Genomic DNA, 21,207 nt, shown 5'->3' with positions numbered 1-21,207 from the left:
GATTACCGGTCCGTATGGCTGCGAATCGCCCAAAATTCCATGTCCAGCCCCGGGAATTCGCCGGCCAGGTGCAGAGCGAAGGCGCTGGATTTTTCCATCTGTTTCCACAGGTCGCCGCCTTTTTCCAGCTCGAAGTAGGTGTAGCCGGCGTGATAGGGGATCTGACGCGGCGCGGCGGGCATGGTGCGCAAACCGATGCCCGGCAGCTGCAGCTGGACCAGATCGCGGATGCGCGTGACCGGGGCGATCTTCATCTGCGCCGGGAAGTGGGTCAGCAACACCTCGGCGGCCACGTCGGCGCGCACCGCCAGCACGAAGCCGAAATCGCGCATCATTTTGGCGTCCTGCACGGTGGCGACGTTCAGCCCGTGGGAGCGCTCGACCAGCGTCAGCTGAATGGCGTTGTCTTCCAGCACCACCGACAGCCCCTGACGCAACAACAGCATCAGCTTGCCGAAGCACAGCGCCAGGTTGTCGTGGTCATACACCGGCAGGCGGCCTTCCGGAGTGCGCTGCGCCGAGAAGCTGGCGAGTTCGGTGGCGAACTGCAGCCAATCGGCGAACAGACGCTCCGGGTGCAGATGGTCGAGGTGGTAGGCGTGGCTCACCTGGCCGAGATGACGGTTGATCAGCTGCAGCAGCATGAAATCCACCATTTCGGAACTGCCGCCGCGGCCCGGTTGCAACAGGCGTTGGCTCATCTGCTGGCTGCGCTGTTGCAGCAGGCCCTGCAGATCGTTGATGAAGGTCTTCAATACCGGGTTGCCCTGGCAGTTCAGCATGGGTGGGATCTGCGCGGTATCGAGACGCAGGCTGTTGTCGCCGCGTTTTTCCAGCACGCGGGTGACGCCGAGCGCCGTCCATTCGGCATTGAGCTCGCTCTCCAGCATCAGCCGCAGGCGCAGACGGCCGAACTGCAGCGCCGCGCTGCCCACGGACACGGCATTGAGATCGTCGACCTCGTTCTCGTAAGCCAGATAGCGCGCCAGCGCTTCGGGGCTTTCCTGAAAGATCACGTCTTCACGCCCCGCGCGGTAGGTCGGCAGGGCCAGCACCACGTTTTCGCCGGTCTGGTTTTCGGCGATGGTCAGCGGCGCGGGCGCCTGCTGGGCGCCGGAGAAGCGGAACGGCGTGCCGTCCGGCATGATGCCGCTGGCGGCGTTGAGCGCGATCTTGCCCTGGCGCAGCAGCGTTTGGTCCAGATCCAGGGTGAGGAATCCCCAGAAACAGCCGCTGTGGGCCTGGCCCCAGTTGCGCATATAGCCTTCGAGATAGTTTTCCGCCTGCTGGAAATGGTGAGGGCGTAAAAACATTCCCTCGGTCCAGACAACCTTATGAGCATCTTTCATCATCACACCTATAGTGACTTCGCTTCCGCGCAGCGGTGGGTCAGTCGGTCTTTTTTACGGGGCGCAGGCCATTCACGCCCGCGACGATATGCGCTTCCAGCTCATCTGGCGAGAATTGCCATACCTTGTAGAAATTGGTTTCGGTGGGTTCCGGCAGCGGCAGCGAAATGCGCCAGCTCTTGCCGTCCAGATTTTGATATTCGGCGATCACGCCGAGGTAACGTGCGTCCAATGTGCTTTGCCCGCTGAGCTTTTTGCCGGTCTGGCCAGGCGTCAGGAAGAACTGATCGCTGTCCAGCAGGCTGTTGCCGAGCACGCTTTTGGCGTCGTTTTGCAGACTGAAAAAGTCGGCATCCATGAATTCCGCATCCGAACGCAGCAGCAGCACGCGAATTTTAATCGGCGCCGGTTGCGCGCCGGCGGCGGCGTTGACCTGGCGGTCAGCGTCGAAGATCAGGCTGTAGCGCGACGGCACGCTTTTGGCTGAAGACATGCAACCGCCGAGCGCCAGCGCGCCCAGCAGCAGAAACAGCATCCCGCACCAGCGGGAAGCGATAGGGGTCGTCATCATGGGAATCTCGTCGCCCGCAGGCGTGCTGACTACTGGAGGATCCAGGTGGCTGAGCCGGCGTTTTTACACGCCTTGCTGTCGCCGCCGACTTTGACGCAGTCCTGTTTGGCAGCTCGCGCGCGCCGCGGCAGGTCTTTGCGCAGCGTCGATTTGTAGCGCGCCTCCGGCACGCCGGCGTTGGCCTGGATATAGCCCACCAGATCGCCACCGCGGATGGCGGAGATCGCCAGCCAGTTGTTTTCCACTTCGCCCAGCGCATAGAACGCGGCGGCGTTGTCCAGGCTGCCGACGGCGGTACCGGTATAATTCGGGCTGCTCATGATGCTGGCGGCGTACAGGCTGCGGTACTCCTCACCGATCGGCTTGAACTGTTTCGGCGCGCTCACCGCGGCGCGGTGCTGCAGCGTGACGCCATTGACTTCACTGCTGACGATGGCGTCGTTATTGAGCGCCGGCGGCGGCGGTGGAGGGGTGGAACAACCGGCAAGCGTCAGGGCGGTCAGCAGCGTCAGGGTAATCCGTGTTTTCACAATATCCTCATTTTCTTGATTGAATGGCTGTGTAATAGGGCGCCGTCATCAGGGCGCAAGCAGCAACACTTTTAATTGGCTCGGCACGATGCGCATGCCGAGCGCATTGGTGGAATTCTGCAGGCTGAGGCTGGTCAGCCGAGTGGCTGGGGTGCCTTTAAGCAGCACGGTAAAGGCGCCGGTCAGGTGGCGGGATGGCCCCATCACCGTACCGGAAGCCACGCCGGTGGCCACGCCGGGGTTGTCGCCGTTGGTCAGCGGCGTCACCGTCGCCATGTTGTGCGCCGGAGTGCCGACGAACAGAATATTGAAGGCGTTCGGAATGGCGGTCGGCGCCAGGGCGATATCCGGGTAGGGCACGGGCACCGGCGCCGGGCTTGGCGTCAGGCAGACGTCGGGAAACGCCAGGTCTACGCCGATCATTTGGCTGTTGGCAAACATAGAAGGCCTCCGCAAGGTTATCCGACGTGGATTTGTTCCGAATCCAGCTTGGTGATGTCTTTCGAGGTAATCAGCGTGTTGCGGGCATGAATGCGGGCGTAATCTTCAGCCTGATAATCCAGCTGCCCGGCGCGCACATGCTCGGTCTGGCGCACTTTGCGAAACAGCGAGTGGCTGATCTGGCTGACCGAATGCCACAGCGACTCGCAGCGTTTGCCGACCAGGCGGCTGATGCTGACGAAGGCCGACAGCTCTTCGCCGCTGTATTTCATCTTGTCGACGTGGCAATCGCCGCTGTTGGCCTGCAGCGTCATGGCGTCGCCGCGCAGTTGCAGCGCCTGCGCGCTGTGCAGCGACAGCGAGCCGCTCGGCGTTTCGATCTGCAGGTCGCCTTCGACGCAAAGCCGCGCCGCGTTCTGCGGCTCCGCGCGCTCGAGGACGGCGATCGCCCACAGCTGGTGGCCGCAGCCGGCGACCAGCACGTTATCGCCGAGGGCCGGCGTCAGCAGGCAGCTCGCCGCCCGGCGGCAATGCCAGCCGCGGCCTTCACATTCCACCACCAGGCTGCCGTCCGGCAGCAGATTGACGACCTGGCCGGCGGCCTGCCGGGGCGGCGCGATGTTGACGGCGCGAGTAGAGTTGGCAACGCTCATGGTGATCCCCTCGTGAAGTGGTCAATACGGTCAAATGCGGCTCTGGCGCTGCGCGCTCCAGGTTTCGGCGGCGTACAGTTCGTCGTCGCGCTCGAGAATGCCGCTGCGATCGCCCCAGCGCGTTTGCTGCTGGTGGGCGCGGTGCATGCGGGTGCGCATAAAGCGCGCACGTCGGAAATCGGCGGCGCCGATGTCGGCATAACAGAAATCGGCGTAGGTCAGGTCGCTGTCGCTGAAGTCGCAGCGCGCCGCGCGGCTATGCTGGAACACGCACTGATACAGGCGCGCCTGGCTGAAGTTGGCGGCGTCCAGCGTCGCTTCGCTGAAAATCGCCTGATCGAACTGCCCGCTGCGGCAGTGAGCCTGGGTCAGGTTGGCCTCCAGCCACAGCGATTGCTGCGCCTGCACGCCCGTCAGGGTGGCGCGCCGCAGCGAAGCGCCCTTGAAGTTGCTCTGGCGCAGCGTCGCCTGACTGAAGTCGACGTCGTCCAATTGGTTATCGGTAAACTGGCAGGCGATCAGGCGCTGCCCGGCGTAACTTTTGCCGCGATGGTCGCATTCGAAAAACGTGACGCGGTCGAAATCTGCACCTTCAAACCTTGTTTCACAGAGAGTTAGTCTAAAGAAAGTGACAAGAGAGAGCCGCGCATGCTCCAAACTCGCGCCATTGAGCGGGCTTTCGTAAAAGGTGGTGCGATCGTGCTGAGTGGCGGAAAAATTCGCGCCGGCCAATTGGCATGACATCCAGTGGCTTTGGCTGAGCGACAGCCGGCTAAAGTCGCCCTGTTCAAGCCGGCAATCGTTGAACATCGTCAGCTCGATATGGCTCTCGCCGAAGCGGCTGGCCGACATGGCGCACTGATTGAAGGCGGTTTGTTTCAGGTCCGCTCGCGCAAACTGAGCATGGTCGAGCCGGCAATCGTTGAACACGCTGTCGCGCAGATCGCAATCGGAGAAGTTCGCACCGCTCAGGTCCAACTGGTTAAACATACCGCCGGCCAAATCCATACCGGCGAATGACAGACCGTGCAAATCCTCACCGGCAATCAGCTCGCCGCGTTTCACGCGCTGGCGTATCTGCTCAGACTTTGAGGTCATACTTCCTTCCCGTTGTGGCGAGGCAATGTTTTCACCCTGGCGGTATAGGCACCGTCGAGCCGGGTCGCCTGATCCACTTGCGACTGCGACAAATCGGCTCGAAACAGATTGGTGCCCTGCAGGTCGGCGCCTGACAGCAGGCATTTCTGCAGGATCGCCGCAATGAAATTGGCGTCGCGCAGGGTGGCCTGGGACAGATCGCTGCGGATGAACAGGCTGCCGCTGCCGTTGGCCTGGCGAAAATCGGCCTCGTTCAATCGGGTTTCCGACAGGTCGCAATTATTGAGGCGCGCACGGCTGAAATTAGCCCGTTGCAATGGCATCTGGCGTAAATTGCACTGGGTCAGCGTCGCATCGCTGAAATCCGCCTGCGGCAACAGTGTTTTTGCTGCGAAGGCGCAGGCGGTGAGGCGTGCGGCGCGGAAGCTGAGGCTTTGCGTCTCGGTGTCAACCCAGGCGCAGTTTTCCAGCCGTGCCTGACTGAAGTTCACCGCCAGCAGCCGGCATTTGACGAAGCTGACTTTGTCGAGCCGGGCGTGGCTGAATGTCAACTGCTCCAGCTGCAGTTCCATCAGCGTGATGTTGGCCAGCGTGGCGCGGCTGAAATCACACTGCCCGAGCAAGGTTTCATACCCCAGCAAATCGCGTAATGACGCCATCGTGAAGTCGCAGCGTTGAAACAAGGTTTGCTGAATGTGGGTTTCGTGCAGCTGCGCGCCGCCGAAATCCGTCGCATCGCATTTCGCCAGGGCCAGGGAGGCGTGGCTCAGATTGGCCTGTTGCAAGACGGCGCCGCTGAGATCGGCGCGCGCCAGCATCGCCTCGCGAAGATCGCAGCCCACCAGCCGGGTTTGGCGCAGATTGGCGTTTTCCAGCAGCGCGCCGCGCAAGTTAGCCTGGCAGAGGTCCATGCCGGACAGATCGGCGCCGGTTAGATCAAGACCGCTGAGATCTTTATCGCGCAGCATGGCGGCGGCGACGCGTTGGCGAATGATCTGCGCCAGATCGCCGCTTAAACGCAGCGCCGGGCTTTGCGCCTGTGCCGACATTAAATACATCTGGTGCAGCGCACGCTCGCTTTCCCCCAACTGCTTGTCGCTAAATGCGTCGGGATAGTGACGCCCCTGCTGAAACAGCAGATCGCGCTGATGCTGGTAGCTTTCCACACCGGATGGTGGCACGTGCTCTCCGCCGGGTTTGAGGGGGTCGATACCGTTATCCTGTGCGTGTTTGAGCATGTCCTGATACTGAGCTTCGGCCTGGCTTTCCAATCGCTCGACGAATTCGGCGAGTTGGTCCAGCGTCGGCGGTGCCTCTTGCGATGGCAGCGGGAACAGTTCATCGATGTCCTGCCCCTCACGCAGCAGGCGCTGGCGGTGATCTTCGCGTTGGTGGTGCTCGTAGGCGGCGATATTTTGCGCTACCGGGCTTTGCTGCGTCGGCGTTTCGGTATCCAGCCAGGCGCCGATGCAGGTTTCCGGCAGCAACTCCTGCTCACGAAAAGCGCGCAGGGCTCCCTGTTCTTTATCCAGTCGCTGGGCCAACACCTGCCGATAATGCTCGGTGGCGCGGGGCTCTCCTTCGATTTCCAATGCCGGCATCAGTTGCATCACATCGGCGGCATCGTCTTCATTGATGCGCGCGCTGCCCTGATAGATCAGCAGCATCTGCTCCCGATGGGGGAAGAACCAGACGGTGGTATGGCGCATGGCAATCTCTTCGAAATGCGCTTCGCCGGCGCGCAGCCGGTTGATGAAGCAGCGTGCGCGCCACGGCGGCAAGTGCCCTTGCTGCACCGGCTCTGACGGGTGCATGTTCCATATCCGGTAGGCGGCCTGGGGAGGCAAGCTGTCGCGTTGAGGAAACTGCTGATCGCTGTCCGCCATGTTGAACAGGCGCCAGTCGATGTCGTTGGCGAAACCGGGAAAACCGTTTTTCAACCAGTCGGCGTCGTAGTTTTTTCCGATGCGGGAGAAGCGGCGCGGCCAGGTGATATCCAGCGCATCAAAGCTTGCCGGTAGCGCGCTTTGCCGGGGAGAGGTAAGGCGCCCCTGCAGTGGTTCGACATTCGGCAGGCGATGGATACGGCCTTGCGGACATGTTTCTGGAGTGGCGCCGATGCCGTGCGGATTATCGGCGAACTGGGTGCCGCCGTAAGCCCGGCGCCAGTCCAGACGCATTTCTGTAAAAGGGAGGGGAGTGGAGGGACGATCGTTGGTCCAGTGGCGATCGCCGAAAACCACCAACGTTTTTTCCAGCGAATCCAGCTGGATCTTCACGGCGCAGGCGGTTTTGTCTTGTTGATGATGGGTGTAGGCGTTGCCGGTGGCGAGAAACTCCGCACAGGCTTTCGGGATGGCTAAATCGAGCACGCCGCCGCTCAAGGTGAGCTCTTCGGCGGCCAGTTGCCACAGCTCCGGCTCGGGGCGCAGGCGCGGGGAGACCCCCATGTCGGCCAAGGCCAAAACGGAAACGCCAAGATGATTTTGCCCTTGCCAAGAGAAGGGGCGATGAAGTGCGCTGAGGCGCAGAGGTTTCACGACTTTCATTGTGTGTGTAAAGCTTCCTGTGGATATCAGCCGGCAGCCAGGCTGCTTGCTCAAAAACAATCCGTTTTTCGGTTTAATAGATATCAGGCTATGTCACAACAGATGAAGAAAACGATGCGGCGTTCAGAACCGATCGTTAATGCGCGGAGAGAGCCCCGCTTCGAAATGGATGATCAAGAGGACAGCGCGTTGTCCTTGCCGCTGATTCCGCGAGCCAGCAACACGGCGGCCACGGATAACGCCGCGGCGATCGCCTTGGCGATAACCTGGCCGGCGCTCTCCAGATGGTAAGGTGCAAAAAAGCCGATGTCGGCGGTGCCCAGAATCAACAGCGCGGTGAGCGCTGCAAAACAGCCCAGCTCTATGGCCAACGCCAGCCTGCCGGGTGTCGCCGTAACCAGACAACTCATCAAAAAACCGGGCAGAATCAGGAATCCGATCAGCTCTGCGGGGGCATTCACCGCCGACATCACTTGCTGGTTGTATTTCAGGAGCGCCAGCATCAGTGCGACAAAGATCAGCAGCCGCACAGGTAACGCCGCTGCTCGGCCGGCCGACAAAAAGGTTTTGCCGATCGCGGTGAGCAAGACGCAGCCAACCAGGATACCAAAGAGGGTAAACAGGATTTGTCCCCAGAGGCTGTCCTGCGTCGAAAAGGCAATAAACTCGCCCATCGTGACACTTCCTTATGCAAGGTGATTTAGCGAACTGATAGACGACAAGTCGTTTTCAGAACGTAGAGACCAGATCGCGTTGTTTGACCGTTTTTTTTGCTCAAAGCCGCGAGCGCTCTTCGGGCACCGCTTTTTTGGGGAGCTTCGGATCGTACTTTATCGCGGTGAAATGCCCGGTTGTCAGAGCTGAGCTGCTCGACGTCGAACTCGACCGCCGGCCAGTTTTTCCGCACCGAAAAGGCTGCTGAACAACGGCTGGTGGGCGGACAAAGGCGTATGCGCATTGATAAGGCGATTCATACTATCCCCGGGTTTAGGCATAGCTACCGCACGAGAGTGAACGCGCGATCCCGATGGCGTATCTGTCACGAATTGAGACAGGGGCTGACGAAAGATTTAACAAAGTTTACACAAAGGCACGATTTGTGCAGTCTACAATAGAGCTTCGCATTTGCAAAATAGCCTTGTGGATCAATGCTCAATTCGTTAACTCGCTCACGATCCTGTTTTTTATTATCTAAAACATATAGATACACTGAGATCATTTTTTATCTCAAATTATTGGGAAATTGGTAATACCATGAAGTAAATGTGTAACACTTAAGTCAAGGTGTTTATAAAACAACTCTTTTTTTTCGTGAAAAAAGTCACTGATTGTTTTTTATCCTTACCATTCGTCAGTTAAAGATGATCAAATATATAAATTTACTGAATGTGAATTCGGATGATTCCTATTTGGCGGACGCAAAAAGGCACCGCAACGGGCCTTTGCGCGTGTATTTGAGCGGTTGATAATGCAGCGAATGCCGCCGTTAATCTGAGCGGGGGGCGAGGGGAAGTTGGCCTATCAGATCGCAAAGCCAGATTAAGGCCGGGTCGCGTTGTGCCTGCCGACCGGCGATCAGTTCAATGGGAAAAGGGGCGATGGCCAACTCGTCAGGCAGCGGGAGAAAGCGTACGCGTTGCGGATCGGAAAAACGTCGGGCCACGCTGGCGGCCAGGGTGGCGATCAGATCGCTGTCGGCAACCACGGCCGGCAGGGCTACAATATGTGAAAAGGTTGCGGCGACGCGCCGCTGGCCGCCGATTTCCGCCAGACGTCGGTCGACCAATCCTCTGGCGGAACCGTCGTCTGCCGGTGCGTACAGCCCGTGCGGCAGGCTGAGATAGCGGGCCAGATCCCAACGACCGTCCGCCAGCTGCGGATGTGTGCGGCTGGCGATACACACCAGATGCTCTTCAAACAGCGCGTGCACATAGTGGCTTTCAGCGCCGGAAAGATGTCCTCCCAACGCGATGTCCACCTCGCCGCTTTCCAACTGCCGGTAAATATTGCGGCGATCCAGGCGCGAAACGCGAATATCGATACCGGGTGCCGCCTGACGCAACCGGCTGATGATAGCGGGCAGCAGCAAAATATCGGCATAGTCGCCGGCGGCCAGCGTAAAGCGCCGTTGCCCGGCGGTGGCCGGATCGAAACGCGTTGGGGGAGCTAACGCAAGATGGATCTGTTCAAGCACCTGCTGTATCTGCGGCATGAGTTGGTGGGCGCGCGGCGTAGGCGCCATGCCGCCGCCGCCGCGAACAAACAGCGGATCGTTCAGCAGAATGCGCAGCCGCGCCAGCGCATTGCTGACGGAGGGTTGAGCGCGGTTAAGGCGCCGGCCTGCGGCGGTAACGTTACGCGTCTGATACAACGCTTCAAACACCACCAGCAAGTTGAGATCGACGTTGGCTAAATTCATTTTATGAATACTCTATATATAGATAATCCATTTCCAGAATCATACTGCGTTCACTAGGCTGGTAGCACACGAATTTAGCCTTCAAGCAGGGGAAATGATGAACAAAGTGTTGGTAACCGGTATTGAGCCGTTCGATGGCGATGCGGTAAATCCTTCCTGGCAGGTCGCGCAGGCGTTGGCCGGTGAGCGAAGCGGCGGCGCGGAGATCATAGTGCGTGAATTGCCTTGCGTGCTGGGTGAAGCCAATCAGCGGCTAATCGCGGCGATTGAGGAATTGCAGCCGCTGGCGGTGATCTGTCTGGGCCTGGCCGGCGGCCGGGCCGAAATATCCCTGGAGCGGGTGGCCATCAATCTGATCGATGCCCGCATCCCCGATAATGCCGGCAAACAGCCGATTGATATGCCGGTGGTCGCCGGCGGCCCGGTGGGCTACTTCAGCACGTTGCCCGTCAAGGCTGCGGTACAGCAACTGCGCCGGCAGGGGATCCCGGCGGCGGTTTCTTACACGGCGGGCACCTATAACTGCAACCATATTTTTTACGGTTTGCGCCACTATCTGCAGACGCATTGCCCGGCGGTCAGCGCCGGGTTCGTGCATATCCCGTACAGTCATGAGCTGGCGGCGGCGCATCCGGGCAAGCCGAGCATGGCGTTGGCGACGATGGTTGAGGCTGTGCGCACTATCGTAGAGGTCACGTTGATGGTTGAGGAAGATGTGCGATTCGGCGACGGCGCCGTACATTAAAGAAGGGGGCGTGGCGCACCACGCCCAGCTGCGGGTTATTCGTCGGCGACGCGAATCACCAGTTTGCCGAAGTTTTTGCCTTGCAGCAGACCGATAAACGCCTGGGGCGCCTGCTCCAGGCCGTCGACGATGTCCTCGCGGAACTTGATTTTCCCCTGCTCGACCCAACCGCTCATCTGTTGCAGGAATTCATCAAAGCGTGAGCCGTAGTCATCGAAGATGATAAAGCCCTGCATGCGGATGCGTTTACGCAGAATCAGCCCCTCCAGCAACGGCAAACGGTCCGGCCCGGCGGGTAATCCGGTGGCATTGTAATGGGCGATGATGCCGCAGACTGGAATGCGCGCTTTGGTGTTCAATAGCGGCAGCACGGCGTCGAATACCGCGCCGCCGACGTTTTCATAATAGATGTCGATACCCTGTGGGCAGGCGGCGGCCAGCTGTTCGGCAAAGTCGGGGGCACGGTGATCGATACAGGCGTCAAAACCCAATTCTTCCACCACATAGCGGCATTTTTCCGCGCCGCCGGCAACGCCGACCACGCGGCAGCCTTTCAGCTTGCCGATTTGGCCGACCACCGAGCCGACCGCACCGCTGGCGGCGGCTACCACCAGCGTTTCGCCCGCCTGGGGTTGGCCGATGTCGAGTAATCCCATATAAGCGGTGAAGCCCGGCATGCCCAGCACGCCGAGCAGGCGGGAAGGGTGCGCCAGGTGCGGGCCGAGATTGCGCAGGCCGCTGCCGTCGGACAGCGCGTAATCCTGCCAACCGTCATAGCCCAACACCCAATCGCCGACCTTGAAATCGGGATGCTGTGAGGAGGCCACGCGCGATACCGTTCCGCCGACCATCACCTGGCCGATCTCCACCGGCGGCGCATAGGAGGGGGCATCGCTCATGCGGCCGCGCATATAAGGATCCAATGACAGATAAACGGTGCGCAGCAACAGCTGGCCGACGCCGGGTTGCGGCGTGGCAACCGTGTCGAGACGGAAGTTTGCCGCCGTCGGTTCCCCGTGCGGGCGCGAGGCCAGCAGGAAGCGACGGTTCTGTTGAGAAGGGGACATCGAAAGCTCCTTTGCGTTGCGACAGACAGGTTGGTTAAGCCTAGTCCAGGGGCGGCAAGGCAACGTTACCGAATGTGCTTAGCGTTAGAGCGGCACGATCAACACGTCGATATGGCTGATGTTGATGAAGCGGGCGGCGGAACAGGAGACTTTGTTCATCATGCCGTCGCGATGATTGCCGCAGAGCAGCAGGTCGAACGGCCGACGGCGGCTGGCGAATGCCAGGCTGTCGCCCAACTCGCCGTGTACGATCAGCGTATCGGCGATCGGATAATCCGCGCGTTGGCGCAGTTCCTCCATAAACAACCGGGTTTCTTCCTCCATCAGCGTGCGCAAATCGCCGAGCATCGGCCCGGCGAAGTTATTGTACATTTCCGGATTGGCGAGGGTGCTGAGCAGCGTGATGTTGCCGCCATAGGGACGGACGATGGAGACGGCCTTTTCCACCAGGCGGTGACTGTCAGGCGCGACGGCGACGGTGACCAGAACGTTTTGATACCCCATATCCCACTCCTTGTTGTATCCGTCGTGTTTCAGGCTGCCGCGTCGGTGGCCTTAGAGAAAATGCTACGCTCGGATAAAGGGTAGAACCTGGCGGGCGTAATAAATGTGTTTCGCATCACGCGCGGCAATAAAAGCTGAGTTTGCCCGGTTATATAGCAATAAAAGATAAAACCGTTGCCGCACGTAATTCCACTGAATTAAAGCACCTGCGCCCACAGCGTTTTCGGCACTTTGCCCAGATCGAACAATTTACCTGCAACCAGTTCGGCGCGACGGTGGTCTGCAGCGCGGTACATATTGCTCATTTCTGTATCATTTTCAATGGAGTAGTTCAGTTTGTCGTACACCTTCTCCAGGCTGTCCAAAGAGGAGCATTTACGGAATGTCAGCAGATATTCGAGCGTATCGGTCATGATTAAAATATAGCCTGTTAATAGTTAAAGCCGGGTGAATAACACATCAGCGACTCTCGGCGATGCCGTCGAGGCAGCGATGTACGACCTGACAAAAATCATTTCAAGTAGATAAATTGCACTGGGTAATAATTGAGACACCGCCTGAGGCGGAGCGTTGCTAAATCATAATATGCCGGTGCGCTGTCAGCAATCTCATCCTGCTGATAAATGGAGAATTAGGGAAAGTCTCAGGTGAGGCTGCACGGGGAGGGGATGAAACCGTAGGGTTGCGGCGGCGTGTAGAGGCGCGGTAGCGCGTTTTCGTCCTGGGAAGGGGATTTCTTCCTTTTTTAGCAAGACCGCTACGGCGTTGTCCGGCTTTTGGCGTTGCCGCTCGCGCTGAAACGTCGTCTCATTGGCCTGAGGGTTTTGAGGAGAAAAACAAAACTGCGTTTTATTTTATTGCAGTGAAGTGATGGGCGCGCGGGGGATTTTAATAATTCACAGTTCTGCGTGATAATTAAAGCGGCGACAAAAAAGAAATAAAAAAGCATTAAAGTTTTACGATGCGCTGCCGATATGTCGTTCTGGCACTTTTTAACGTAAAAATGGCATTCTTGCGTCAGGCTAATACGGAAACATATCGTTACGTCTGTTGGCTTGTTCACAACGTCAGCGAATCATTGATAAGCCCTAATCACCTTATGTTGAAAATTAGAGCAGCCCGAAGCGAGGGGCTTAAGTCAAATCTGAAAGGTAATAACCTTATAGTTTACGTTGGTTATTTTTCATCTTGGATATTTTTTAGCAACGTAATTGGTTATTTATACTGAGTTTGTCGCCTATATACAGATTTTTGTTCTGTTATTTTGGTTTGGTGATGCTTTTGTTCGAATTGATCTAAAAAAGATAATTTTTTGGCTTATAAACATTGTTTTTAAGACGTTTTTTTACCTATGGCTATTTTGTGAGCGAAAACGAGGTCAATAAACGTGCGCATTTAGTCGTATTTGGCTTAAATATTTTTTATTTTTGTGATCTATGTCACATTGTATTTAAAATTGCCTCTCACTTACATTGTGTGTGCTAATGGTTCGGGGGTAGAGTTGCGTTGCTTTAGGAATAATCTTATTAAATTTGTAAAAATAGTTTCATGGTGGCTAAACACTATCGAAGCAAAATGCTGTACATCCATACACGTAGGTTTACGCTCGTAGCAAATACTGAACAGTGGTCGAATTTAGCGATTGGCGAAAGTTATAGCGGTCGTTTTTGAGAGATTAATTTGCCAACTTTGGGAAAAAACCCAGGTCACGGGCGATAAAATTTATCACCCAGCGTATGTTTTTAAACATAGTCTGTCGGGATGGGGAATATGGGTACGTCTGAATTACTTAAGCATATTTATGACATCAATTTGTCATATTTACTTTTAGCACAACGTTTGATCAACGATGAAAAAGCGTCCGCGATGTTCCGCCTTGGTATCGATGAAACCATGGCTGACGCGTTGGCGCAGCTGACTTTGCCGCAAATGGTTAAACTGGCTGAGACCAACCAGCTGGTTTGCCACTTCCGCTTTAACGATCACCAGACCATCGAACGCCTGACCAAAGAGTCGCGCGTCGACGATCTGCAACAAATCCATACCGGCATTTTGCTATCAAGCCATTTACTGCAAGAGCTATCGAGTAAAGACGCTAGCCCGACGAAGAAAAGAGCCTGATGATGGTTGAGAAAAGTATTGTTCAAGAAGCCAAGGACATTCAGCTCGCGATGGAGCTGATTTCACTGGGAGCCCGTTTGCAGATGCTGGAGAGCGAGACCCAGCTCAGCCGCGGGCGCTTGATTAAACTTTATAAGGAGTTGCGCGGCAGTCCGCCGCCGAAAGGGATGTTGCCGTTCTCAACCGACTGGTTTATGACCTGGGAACAAAATATTCACTCTTCGATGTTTTACAACGCTTACCTGTTCCTGATGAAAAGTGGGCAGTGCAGCGGAGTGGAGGCGGTGATTAAAGCTTATCGCCTCTATCTGGAACAATGTCCCCAGCAGGCCGGCGATGCGCCGCTGCTGGCGTTGACGCGCGCCTGGACGCTGGTGCGTTTCGTCGACAGCGGCATGCTGCAACTCTCCGCCTGCAGCTGCTGCGGCGGCGCATTTATCACCCATGCGCACCAGCCGCTGAATGGTTTCATCTGCAGTTTATGCCAACCCCCATCCCGCGCAGTAAAAAGACGTAAACTTTCGCCGCAACTGGCCGATATTATTCCTCAACTGCTGGACGAGCAGGTCAAACGCGCCATTTGAGCCGCCACGTTGCCGGCTCTCGGCAATGAACACCGACGTGTGATACGCAGGGGCGGCATGCCGCCCCCAGACATGCCGCCTGGTCTGTTGGCCAGGGCGCGTTTGCCCCACCTTCCATCCACATTGTTAATTTAAGGAATGCGTGTGCTAGTTATTTTGGGTTATCTCGTGGTATTGGGTGCGGTGTTTGGCGGCTACCTGATCGTGGGCGGTCATCTCGGCGCGTTATATCAGCCGGCTGAATTTCTGATCATCGGCGGGGCGGGCGTCGGCGCTTTCATCGTCGGCAACAACGGCAAGGCGATCAAGGCCACGCTGCGCGCGTTGCCACGCCTGATGCGGCGCTCCAAATACAACAAAGATCTGTACATGGATCTGATGGCGCTGCTGTTCCGCCTGCTGGCCAAATCGCGTCAGCAGGGCATGCTGTCGCTCGAGTTCGATATCGATAATCCGCAAGAAAGTGAAATTTTCTCTAATTATCCGCGCATCCTTGCCGATAACACCCTGGTGGAGTTCATTACCGACTATTTACGGCTGATGGTGAGCGGCAATATGAATGCGTTCGAGATCGAAGCGCTGATGGACGAAGAGATCGAAACCTACGAGCAGGAAAGCGAAGTGCCCGCCGGCAGCCTGGCGATGGTGGGCGATTCCTTGCCTGCGTTCGGTATCGTCGCGGCAGTGATGGGGGTAGTGCACGCACTGGCTTCGGCTGACCGTCCGGCCGCTGAACTGGGGGCGCTGATCGCCAACGCCATGGTCGGTACTTTCCTCGGCATTCTGTTGGCCTACGGCTTTATCTCGCCGCTGGCCACGCTGCTGCGCCAGAAGAGCGCCGAAAACGTCAAGATGATGCAGTGCATCAAGGTCACGCTGCTGTCGAGCCTGAACGGTTATGCCCCGCAGATCGCGGTCGAGTTCGGCCGTAAAACGCTGTATACCACCGAACGTCCTTCTTTCGTTGAGCTGGAAGAACATGTGCGCCGCGTGAAAGCGCCGGCACAGCAGGCGACGGAAGAAGAAGAAGCATGAAACAGAATCACCCGGTCGTCCTGGTCAGAAAGCGCAAGTCGCATCATGCCGCCCATCACGGCGGCTCCTGGAAGATTGCCTATGCCGACTTTATGACGGCGATGATGGCATTCTTCCTGGTGATGTGGCTGCTGGCGATCGCCAGCCCGCAGGAGCTGACGCAAATCGCCGAATACTTCCGCACGCCGCTCAAGGTTGCCCTGACCAGCGGCGACAAGAGCAGTTCCGAAAGCAGTCCGATTCCGGGCGGCGGCGACGATCCGACGCAACAGCACGGCCTGGTGAAAAAACAGGTCGATTCGCCGGACAAGCGCGCCGAAGAGCTGCGGCTGAACAAGCTGCGCGAAAAGCTGGATGAACTGATTGAGTCCGATCCGCGCCTGAAGGCGCTGCGTCCGCATCTGCTGATCAACATGATGGACGAGGGGCTGCGCATCCAGATTATCGATAGCCAGAATCGGCCGATGTTCAAAACCGGTAGCGCGCAGGTCGAGAGCTACATGCGCGATATTCTGCGGGCGATAGCCCCGATTCTGAACGACCTGCCGAACAAGATCAGCCTGTCCGGCCACACCGATGATATTCCTTACGCCACCGGGGAGCGCGGCTACAGCAACTGGGAACTGTCGGCCGATCGCGCCAACGCCTCCCGACGCGAGCTGATCGCCGGCGGTCTGGCGGAAGGCAAGGTGCTGCGAGTGGTGGGCATGGCGGCCACCATGAGCCTGAAACAGCACGGCGCCGATGACGCGATCAACCGTCGCATCACCGTGCTGGTGCTGAATAAGCAAACGCAAGAAGGCATCGAACACGAAAATGCTGAAGGCAACGCGGTGGATATCGCCCAGCCGGACAGCCTGAAGCAGCTGGCGCCGTCGGCGACTGCGCCGGCCAGCCAAACGCCGGAACCCCAGGCGGCAACGCCGACCGATCCAACGCCGCTGTCGGCGGCGGATCCCGCCGGTCAATTGCAGGCATCCCCGGCGCTAGCCACGGCCGGTCAAACGCCGGAACAGCCGGCAGCCGCGCCCGCACCGACTAACCGCGACTCACAGCCAGAGGTGACCCCGTGAGCATGGACATTAGCGATTTTTATCAGACCTTCTTTGATGAGGCGGACGAGTTGCTGGCCGACATGGAGCAACACCTGCTGGAGCTGGATCCGCTGGCCCCCGATATCGAGCCGTTGAACGCCATCTTCCGCGCGGCGCATTCGATCAAGGGCGGGGCGGCGACCTTTGGTTTTTCGGTGCTGCAGGAAACCACCCACCTGCTGGAGAACCTGCTGGACGGTGCAAGGCGCCAAGAAATGAGCCTGAGTACCGAGATTATCAACCTGTTTCTGGAAACCAAAGACATTATGCAGGAGCAACTGGACGCCTATAAGACCTCGCAACAGCCTGACGCTGAAAGCTTTGAATACATTTGCCAGGCGCTGCGTCAGCTGGCGTTGGAAGCGCAACAGCAGCAGGAGGCGCCCGCGGCTCAGCCGGTCGTTCAGCAGCCCGTTGTGCAGCCAGCGGCCGCGCCGGCGGCGATCGAAGGCGGTATGCGCATCAGCCTGAACGGGCTGAAAGCCAGTGAAATCCCGTTGATGTTGGAAGAGCTGGGCAACCTCGGCGAGGTTAAAGACCCTCATCAGACGGAGCACAGTCTGGACGTAACGTTGCTCACCTCCGCCAGCGAGGACGACATCAGCGCCGTGCTGTGCTTCGTGCTGGAACCGGAACAAATCAGCTTCTCGACGCCGACGCAGAGTGCGCCGGTCGTCGCGGCAGCGAACTCGCCGGAGGCGGTCGTTACGCCAGAGCCCGCGCCTGCGCCGGTTGCGAACGCCGCGCCGCCTGCCGCCAAACCGGCCGCCGCGCAGGCGGAAGCGCCGAAAGCGCGCGCCAAGGCGAGCGAGTCCACCAGCATTCGCGTAGCGGTGGAAAAGGTGGATCAACTGATCAACCTGGTGGGCGAGCTGGTGATCACCCAGTCGATGCTGGCGCAACGCTCCGGCACGCTGGATCCGGTGAACCACGGCGACCTGCTGAACAGCATGAGCCAGCTGGAGCGTAACGCGCGCGATCTGCAGGAGTCGGTGATGTCGATCCGCATGATGCCGATGGAATATGTCTTCAGCCGCTATCCGCGTCTGGTGCGCGATCTGGCCGGCAAGCTGAACAAACAGGTGGAGCTGACGCTGCAGGGCAGTTCCACCGAACTGGACAAGAGCCTGATCGAACGCATTATCGATCCGCTGACGCACCTGGTGCGCAACAGCCTCGATCACGGCATCGAAGAGCCGGCCACCCGCGTCGCCGCCGGCAAGTCGGCGGTGGGCAATCTGGTGCTGTCTGCCGAACATCAGGGCGGCAACATCTGCATTGAGGTCATCGACGACGGCGCCGGGCTGAACCGCGAAAAAATTCTCGCCAAGGCCGCGTCGCAAGGGCTGGCGGTCAGCGACAGCATGAGCGACGAAGAGGTCGGCATGCTGATCTTTGCGCCGGGCTTCTCCACCGCCGAACAGGTGACCGACGTTTCTGGCCGCGGCGTCGGCATGGACGTGGTGAAACGGAACATTCAGGAGATGGGCGGTCACGTCGAGATCCGCTCGCAGGCCTGCAAAGGCACCACCATCCGCATCCTGCTGCCGCTGACGCTGGCGATTCTCGACGGCATGTCGGTTAAGGTGAACGACGAAGTCTTTATCCTGCCGCTGAACGCGGTGATGGAGTCGCTGCAGCCGCAGGCGGAAGACCTGCATCCGTTGGCCGGCGGCGAACGCGTGCTGCAGGTGCGCGGCGAATACCTGCCGCTGGTGGAGCTGTATCGGGTGTTCGAAGTGGAAGGCGCCAAAACCGACGCCACGCAGGGCATCGTCGTTATCCTGCAAAGCGCCGGCCGCCGCTATGCGTTGCTGGTGGATCAGCTGATCGGCCAGCATCAGGTGGTGGTGAAGAATCTGGAAAGCAACTACCGCAAAGTGCCGGGCATCTCCGCCGCGACCATTTTGGGCGACGGCAGCGTGGCATTGATCGTCGATGTCTCGGCGTTGCAAACCTTGAACCGTGAAAAGCGTCTGACGGACGCCGCCGCATAATAATGAGTTTATTGATTTAAAAGGTGAATGATATGGCAGGATTGGCAGCCGTCAGCAAATTGGCTGGCGAAACGGTAGGGCAAGAGTTTCTGATTTTTACCCTGGGCAACGAGGAGTACGGCATCGATATCCTCAAGGTGCAGGAAATTCGCGGCTACGATCAGGTAACCCGCATCGCCAACACCCCGGCGTTCATCAAGGGCGTTACTAACCTGCGCGGCGTGATCGTGCCGATCATCGATCTGCGGGTGAAGTTCTCGCAGCAGAGCGTGTCTTACGATGAGAACACCGTGGTGATCGTGCTGAACTTTGGCCAGCGCGTGGTGGGCATCGTGGTCGACGGCGTTTCCGACGTGCTGTCGCTGACCGCCGATCAGATCCGCCCGGCACCGGAGTTTGCGGTGACGCTGGCGACCGAATACCTCACCGGCCTCGGTTCGCTGGGCGAGCGCATGTTGATCCTGGTGGATATCGAAAAGCTGCTGAGCAGCGAAGAGATGTCGCTGGTCGACAGCGTGGCGAAAAGCGTCTGATTCAAGACCCAAGGGGGCAGGGCGCTGCCCCCTATCACCTTCACTTTCCATGACTTGCCGCGACGCCGCAGGCCGTGTCCTGAACCCCCACTAAAAATAGTTACTTTCCCGCATAAAGTTTTGCCGCGCTGCGCCGATAACTCTCACATTCAACGTCATCAAAGCCTGTCTGCGCGGGCTTCAACAAGGGAAATCATGTTAAATCGTATGAAGGTGGTCACCAGCCTGTTGCTGGTGTTGGTGCTGTTTGGCGCCTTGCAGTTGATTTCGGGCGGACTCTTTTTCTCCTCGCTGAAAAGCGATAAGGAAAACTTTACCGTCCTGCAAACTATCCGTCAGCAGCAGCTGCAGCTGAGTGAAAGCCGCGTTGATCTGCTGCAGGCGCGCAACTCGCTGAACCGCGCCGGTATTCGTTACATGATGGATACCAATAAGATCGGCAGCGGCGCCACCATTGATGAACTGCTGGCCAAGGCGAAAGAAGAGCTGGCCGAGGCGGAAAGACACTACGCCGCGTACGAGAAAATCCCTCAGGATCCGCGTCAGGATCCTCAGTCGGCAGAGCGCGTGAAGCAGCAGTACGACATTCTGTACGGCGCGCTTTCCGAACTGATCCAACTGCTGGGCGAAGGCAAGATCAACGCCTTCTTCGATCAGCCTACGCAGAGCTACCAGGACAACTTTGAGCAGAGCTACAACGTTTACCTGGAGCAAAACGGCAAGCTGTACCAAATCGCAGTCGACGGCAGCAACAGCTCCTACAACTCGGCCATTTGGACGCTGATCGTGGTGCTGGTGGTGGTGCTGGCGGTGATCGTACTGGCCTGGACCGGTATCCATCACATCCTGGTGCGTCCGCTGAATCGCATGATCGACCACATCAAACAGATCGCCGCCGGCGACCTGACTCAACAGATCGTCGTCACCAGCCGCAACGAAATGGGCGTGCTGGCAGCCAGCCTGAAACACATGCAAAGCGAGCTGATCGAAACCGTCAGCGGCGTGCGTCAGGGCGCAGACGCCATCTACAGCGGCGCGTCTGAAATCGCCGCAGGCAACAACGATCTCTCCTCCCGCACCGAGCAGCAGGCTGCTTCGCTGGAAGAGACCGCCGCCAGCATGGAGCAGTTGACCGCGACGGTGAAACAGAACGCCGAAAACGCCCGTCAGGCCTCTCAGCTGGCGCTGAGCGCCTCCGAAACCGCGCAGAAAGGCGGCAAGGTCGTGGCTAACGTGGTGCAGACCATGCACGACATCGCCGGCAGTTCACAGAAGATCGCCGATATTACCGGTGTGATCGACGGTATCGCTTTCCAGACCAACATCCTGGCGTTGAACGCCGCGGTGGAAGCGGCGCGCGCCGGCGAACAGGGCCGTGGCTTCGCGGTGGTGGCCGGTGAAGTGCGCAACCTGGCGCAGCGCAGCGCACAGGCGGCGAAAGAGATCAAAGGCCTGATTGAAGACTCGGTCAGCCGCGTCGATATGGGTTCCGTGTTGGTCGAGAGCGCCGGCGAAACCATGGGCGACATCGTCAACGCCGTTACCCGTGTGACCGACATCATGGGCGAAATCGCGTCGGCTTCGGACGAGCAGAGCCGTGGCATCGATCAGGTTGGCCAGGCGGTGGCGGAAATGGACCGCGTGACCCAGCAGAACGCCTCGTTGGTAGAAGAATCTGCCTCGGCGGCGGCGGCGCTGGAAGAACAGGCCAGCATGCTGACCCAGTCGGTGGCGGTATTCCGCCTGAGGTCGGAAGGCCAGGAAGAGTTTAAAACGCCTGTCACCAGCAAGGCGACGGTAACACCGGTAATCAATCATAAAAAAATGAACGCCAGCGATCTGCAGGATAACTGGGAAACGTTCTGACCGGTATCGGGCCTCTCTCGCAGAGGCCCTTTTCCCTACGTAGGTCGGTCG

At 58.4% G+C, this 21,207-nt stretch carries 20 protein-coding genes; 8 read left to right on the top strand and 12 right to left on the bottom strand.

Annotated elements, in window-relative coordinates; genetic code table 11:
* Nucleotides 1–2: 2 nt before the first annotated feature.
* From tssK to ATE40_RS11565, 9 genes are all read right to left on the bottom strand, one after another.
* A complete protein-coding gene (tssK, locus tag ATE40_RS11605; protein ID WP_025159842.1) occupies nucleotides 3–1,349 on the bottom strand; it encodes a type VI secretion system baseplate subunit TssK in 1,347 nt (448 codons plus the stop codon).
* A gap of 40 nt (nucleotides 1,350–1,389) precedes the next feature.
* Complete coding sequence (gene tssJ, locus ATE40_RS11600) at nucleotides 1,390–1,920, bottom strand: type VI secretion system lipoprotein TssJ (RefSeq protein ID WP_063918557.1); 531 nt, start codon at nucleotides 1,918–1,920, stop codon at nucleotides 1,390–1,392.
* A 29-nt stretch (nucleotides 1,921–1,949) separates the two neighbouring features.
* Nucleotides 1,950–2,450, bottom strand: coding sequence for a type VI secretion system accessory protein TagV (gene tagV, locus ATE40_RS11595; RefSeq protein ID WP_019452982.1), 501 nt, complete (start codon nucleotides 2,448–2,450; stop codon nucleotides 1,950–1,952).
* A gap of 48 nt (nucleotides 2,451–2,498) precedes the next feature.
* Nucleotides 2,499–2,891, bottom strand: coding sequence for a DUF4150 domain-containing protein (locus ATE40_RS11590; protein WP_004934933.1), 393 nt, complete (start codon nucleotides 2,889–2,891; stop codon nucleotides 2,499–2,501).
* Nucleotides 2,892–2,908: 17 nt separating this feature from the next.
* Entirely contained in the window at nucleotides 2,909–3,544 is a 636-nt protein-coding gene (locus ATE40_RS11585) for a DUF3540 domain-containing protein (RefSeq protein WP_063918556.1), read from the bottom strand.
* Between the two features lie 30 nt (nucleotides 3,545–3,574).
* The gene (locus ATE40_RS11580) at nucleotides 3,575–4,642 is read right to left on the bottom strand and encodes a pentapeptide repeat-containing protein (RefSeq protein WP_063918555.1); all 1,068 of its coding nucleotides are present in this window, start codon (nucleotides 4,640–4,642) and stop codon (nucleotides 3,575–3,577) included.
* Complete coding sequence (locus ATE40_RS11575; protein ID WP_063918554.1) at nucleotides 4,639–7,191, bottom strand: DUF2169 family type VI secretion system accessory protein; 2,553 nt, start codon at nucleotides 7,189–7,191, stop codon at nucleotides 4,639–4,641. The genes ATE40_RS11580 and ATE40_RS11575 overlap by 4 nt, the downstream gene beginning before the upstream one ends.
* A gap of 173 nt (nucleotides 7,192–7,364) precedes the next feature.
* Nucleotides 7,365–7,865, bottom strand: coding sequence for a hypothetical protein (locus ATE40_RS11570; RefSeq protein WP_063918553.1), 501 nt, complete (start codon nucleotides 7,863–7,865; stop codon nucleotides 7,365–7,367).
* A gap of 812 nt (nucleotides 7,866–8,677) precedes the next feature.
* The gene (locus ATE40_RS11565) at nucleotides 8,678–9,610 is read right to left on the bottom strand and encodes a LysR family transcriptional regulator (RefSeq protein ID WP_063918552.1); all 933 of its coding nucleotides are present in this window, start codon (nucleotides 9,608–9,610) and stop codon (nucleotides 8,678–8,680) included.
* Between the two features lie 97 nt (nucleotides 9,611–9,707).
* On the opposite strand from ATE40_RS11565, the gene pcp reads away from it, so the two are divergent.
* Nucleotides 9,708–10,355, top strand: coding sequence for a pyroglutamyl-peptidase I (gene pcp / locus ATE40_RS11560; protein WP_063918644.1), 648 nt, complete (start codon nucleotides 9,708–9,710; stop codon nucleotides 10,353–10,355).
* 35 nt (nucleotides 10,356–10,390) lie between these two features.
* Here the strand turns inward: pcp and ATE40_RS11555 are convergent, their stop codons facing one another.
* The 3 genes from ATE40_RS11555 to ydgT all read right to left on the bottom strand — a co-directional run bounded on the left by ATE40_RS11555 (nucleotide 10,391) and on the right by ydgT (nucleotide 12,339).
* On the bottom strand, nucleotides 10,391–11,422 hold the full coding sequence (locus ATE40_RS11555; RefSeq protein ID WP_063918551.1) for an NADP-dependent oxidoreductase: 1,032 nt from the start codon (nucleotides 11,420–11,422) through the stop codon (nucleotides 10,391–10,393).
* Nucleotides 11,423–11,506: 84 nt separating this feature from the next.
* Nucleotides 11,507–11,926, bottom strand: a complete 420-nt coding sequence (uspC, locus tag ATE40_RS11550) for a universal stress protein UspC (RefSeq protein ID WP_019452973.1) — start codon at nucleotides 11,924–11,926, stop codon at nucleotides 11,507–11,509.
* Nucleotides 11,927–12,123: 197 nt separating this feature from the next.
* Nucleotides 12,124–12,339, bottom strand: a complete 216-nt coding sequence (gene ydgT / locus ATE40_RS11545) for a transcription modulator YdgT (RefSeq protein ID WP_004934895.1) — start codon at nucleotides 12,337–12,339, stop codon at nucleotides 12,124–12,126.
* A 1,357-nt stretch (nucleotides 12,340–13,696) separates the two neighbouring features.
* On the opposite strand from ydgT, the gene flhD reads away from it, so the two are divergent.
* From flhD to ATE40_RS11510, 7 genes are all read left to right on the top strand, one after another.
* Nucleotides 13,697–14,047, top strand: a complete 351-nt coding sequence (gene flhD, locus ATE40_RS11540) for a flagellar transcriptional regulator FlhD (protein ID WP_033643537.1) — start codon at nucleotides 13,697–13,699, stop codon at nucleotides 14,045–14,047.
* A complete protein-coding gene (flhC, locus tag ATE40_RS11535; RefSeq protein ID WP_019452971.1) occupies nucleotides 14,047–14,631 on the top strand; it encodes a flagellar transcriptional regulator FlhC in 585 nt (194 codons plus the stop codon). Before flhD ends, flhC begins: the two co-directional genes overlap by 1 nt.
* A gap of 144 nt (nucleotides 14,632–14,775) precedes the next feature.
* Nucleotides 14,776–15,666, top strand: coding sequence for a flagellar motor stator protein MotA (motA, locus tag ATE40_RS11530; protein WP_015378266.1), 891 nt, complete (start codon nucleotides 14,776–14,778; stop codon nucleotides 15,664–15,666).
* Nucleotides 15,663–16,739, top strand: coding sequence for a flagellar motor protein MotB (motB, locus tag ATE40_RS11525; protein ID WP_063918550.1), 1,077 nt, complete (start codon nucleotides 15,663–15,665; stop codon nucleotides 16,737–16,739). Before motA ends, motB begins: the two co-directional genes overlap by 4 nt.
* Complete coding sequence (gene cheA / locus ATE40_RS11520) at nucleotides 16,736–18,757, top strand: chemotaxis protein CheA (RefSeq protein WP_063918549.1); 2,022 nt, start codon at nucleotides 16,736–16,738, stop codon at nucleotides 18,755–18,757. The genes motB and cheA overlap by 4 nt, the downstream gene beginning before the upstream one ends.
* Before the next feature lie 32 nt (nucleotides 18,758–18,789).
* Nucleotides 18,790–19,290 (top strand): chemotaxis protein CheW, encoded by a 501-nt coding sequence (gene cheW / locus ATE40_RS11515; RefSeq protein ID WP_004934876.1) that lies wholly within the window; start codon nucleotides 18,790–18,792, stop codon nucleotides 19,288–19,290.
* 195 nt (nucleotides 19,291–19,485) lie between these two features.
* The gene (locus ATE40_RS11510) at nucleotides 19,486–21,156 is read left to right on the top strand and encodes a methyl-accepting chemotaxis protein (protein WP_025159838.1); all 1,671 of its coding nucleotides are present in this window, start codon (nucleotides 19,486–19,488) and stop codon (nucleotides 21,154–21,156) included.
* The last annotated feature ends 51 nt before the right edge of the window (nucleotides 21,157–21,207 follow it).

The sequence above is a fragment of the Serratia surfactantfaciens genome (genome assembly GCF_001642805.2).
Classification (GTDB): domain Bacteria; phylum Pseudomonadota; class Gammaproteobacteria; order Enterobacterales; family Enterobacteriaceae; genus Serratia; species Serratia surfactantfaciens.
The sequence above is the reverse complement of the archived record's forward strand: the minus strand, read 5'-3'. Positions and strand labels throughout refer to the sequence as shown.

Coding starts and splice junctions, on each gene's coding strand:
- tssK (WP_025159842.1), bottom strand. CDS start 1,349: ATGAAAGATGCTCATAAGGTTGTCTGGACCGAGGGAATGTTTTTACGC.
- tssJ (WP_063918557.1), bottom strand. CDS start 1,920: ATGATGACGACCCCTATCGCTTCCCGCTGGTGCGGGATGCTGTTTCTG.
- ATE40_RS11590 (WP_004934933.1), bottom strand. CDS start 2,891: ATGTTTGCCAACAGCCAAATGATCGGCGTAGACCTGGCGTTTCCCGAC.
- ATE40_RS11585 (WP_063918556.1), bottom strand. CDS start 3,544: ATGAGCGTTGCCAACTCTACTCGCGCCGTCAACATCGCGCCGCCCCGG.
- ATE40_RS11580 (WP_063918555.1), bottom strand. CDS start 4,642: ATGACCTCAAAGTCTGAGCAGATACGCCAGCGCGTGAAACGCGGCGAG.
- ATE40_RS11575 (WP_063918554.1), bottom strand. CDS start 7,191: ATGAAAGTCGTGAAACCTCTGCGCCTCAGCGCACTTCATCGCCCCTTC.
- ATE40_RS11570 (WP_063918553.1), bottom strand. CDS start 7,865: ATGGGCGAGTTTATTGCCTTTTCGACGCAGGACAGCCTCTGGGGACAA.
- ATE40_RS11565 (WP_063918552.1), bottom strand. CDS start 9,610: ATGAATTTAGCCAACGTCGATCTCAACTTGCTGGTGGTGTTTGAAGCG.
- pcp (WP_063918644.1), top strand. CDS start 9,708: ATGAACAAAGTGTTGGTAACCGGTATTGAGCCGTTCGATGGCGATGCG.
- ATE40_RS11555 (WP_063918551.1), bottom strand. CDS start 11,422: ATGTCCCCTTCTCAACAGAACCGTCGCTTCCTGCTGGCCTCGCGCCCG.
- uspC (WP_019452973.1), bottom strand. CDS start 11,926: ATGGGGTATCAAAACGTTCTGGTCACCGTCGCCGTCGCGCCTGACAGT.
- ydgT (WP_004934895.1), bottom strand. CDS start 12,339: ATGACCGATACGCTCGAATATCTGCTGACATTCCGTAAATGCTCCTCT.
- flhD (WP_033643537.1), top strand. CDS start 13,697: ATGGGTACGTCTGAATTACTTAAGCATATTTATGACATCAATTTGTCA.
- flhC (WP_019452971.1), top strand. CDS start 14,047: ATGATGGTTGAGAAAAGTATTGTTCAAGAAGCCAAGGACATTCAGCTC.
- motB (WP_063918550.1), top strand. CDS start 15,663: ATGAAACAGAATCACCCGGTCGTCCTGGTCAGAAAGCGCAAGTCGCAT.
- cheW (WP_004934876.1), top strand. CDS start 18,790: ATGGCAGGATTGGCAGCCGTCAGCAAATTGGCTGGCGAAACGGTAGGG.
- ATE40_RS11510 (WP_025159838.1), top strand. CDS start 19,486: ATGTTAAATCGTATGAAGGTGGTCACCAGCCTGTTGCTGGTGTTGGTG.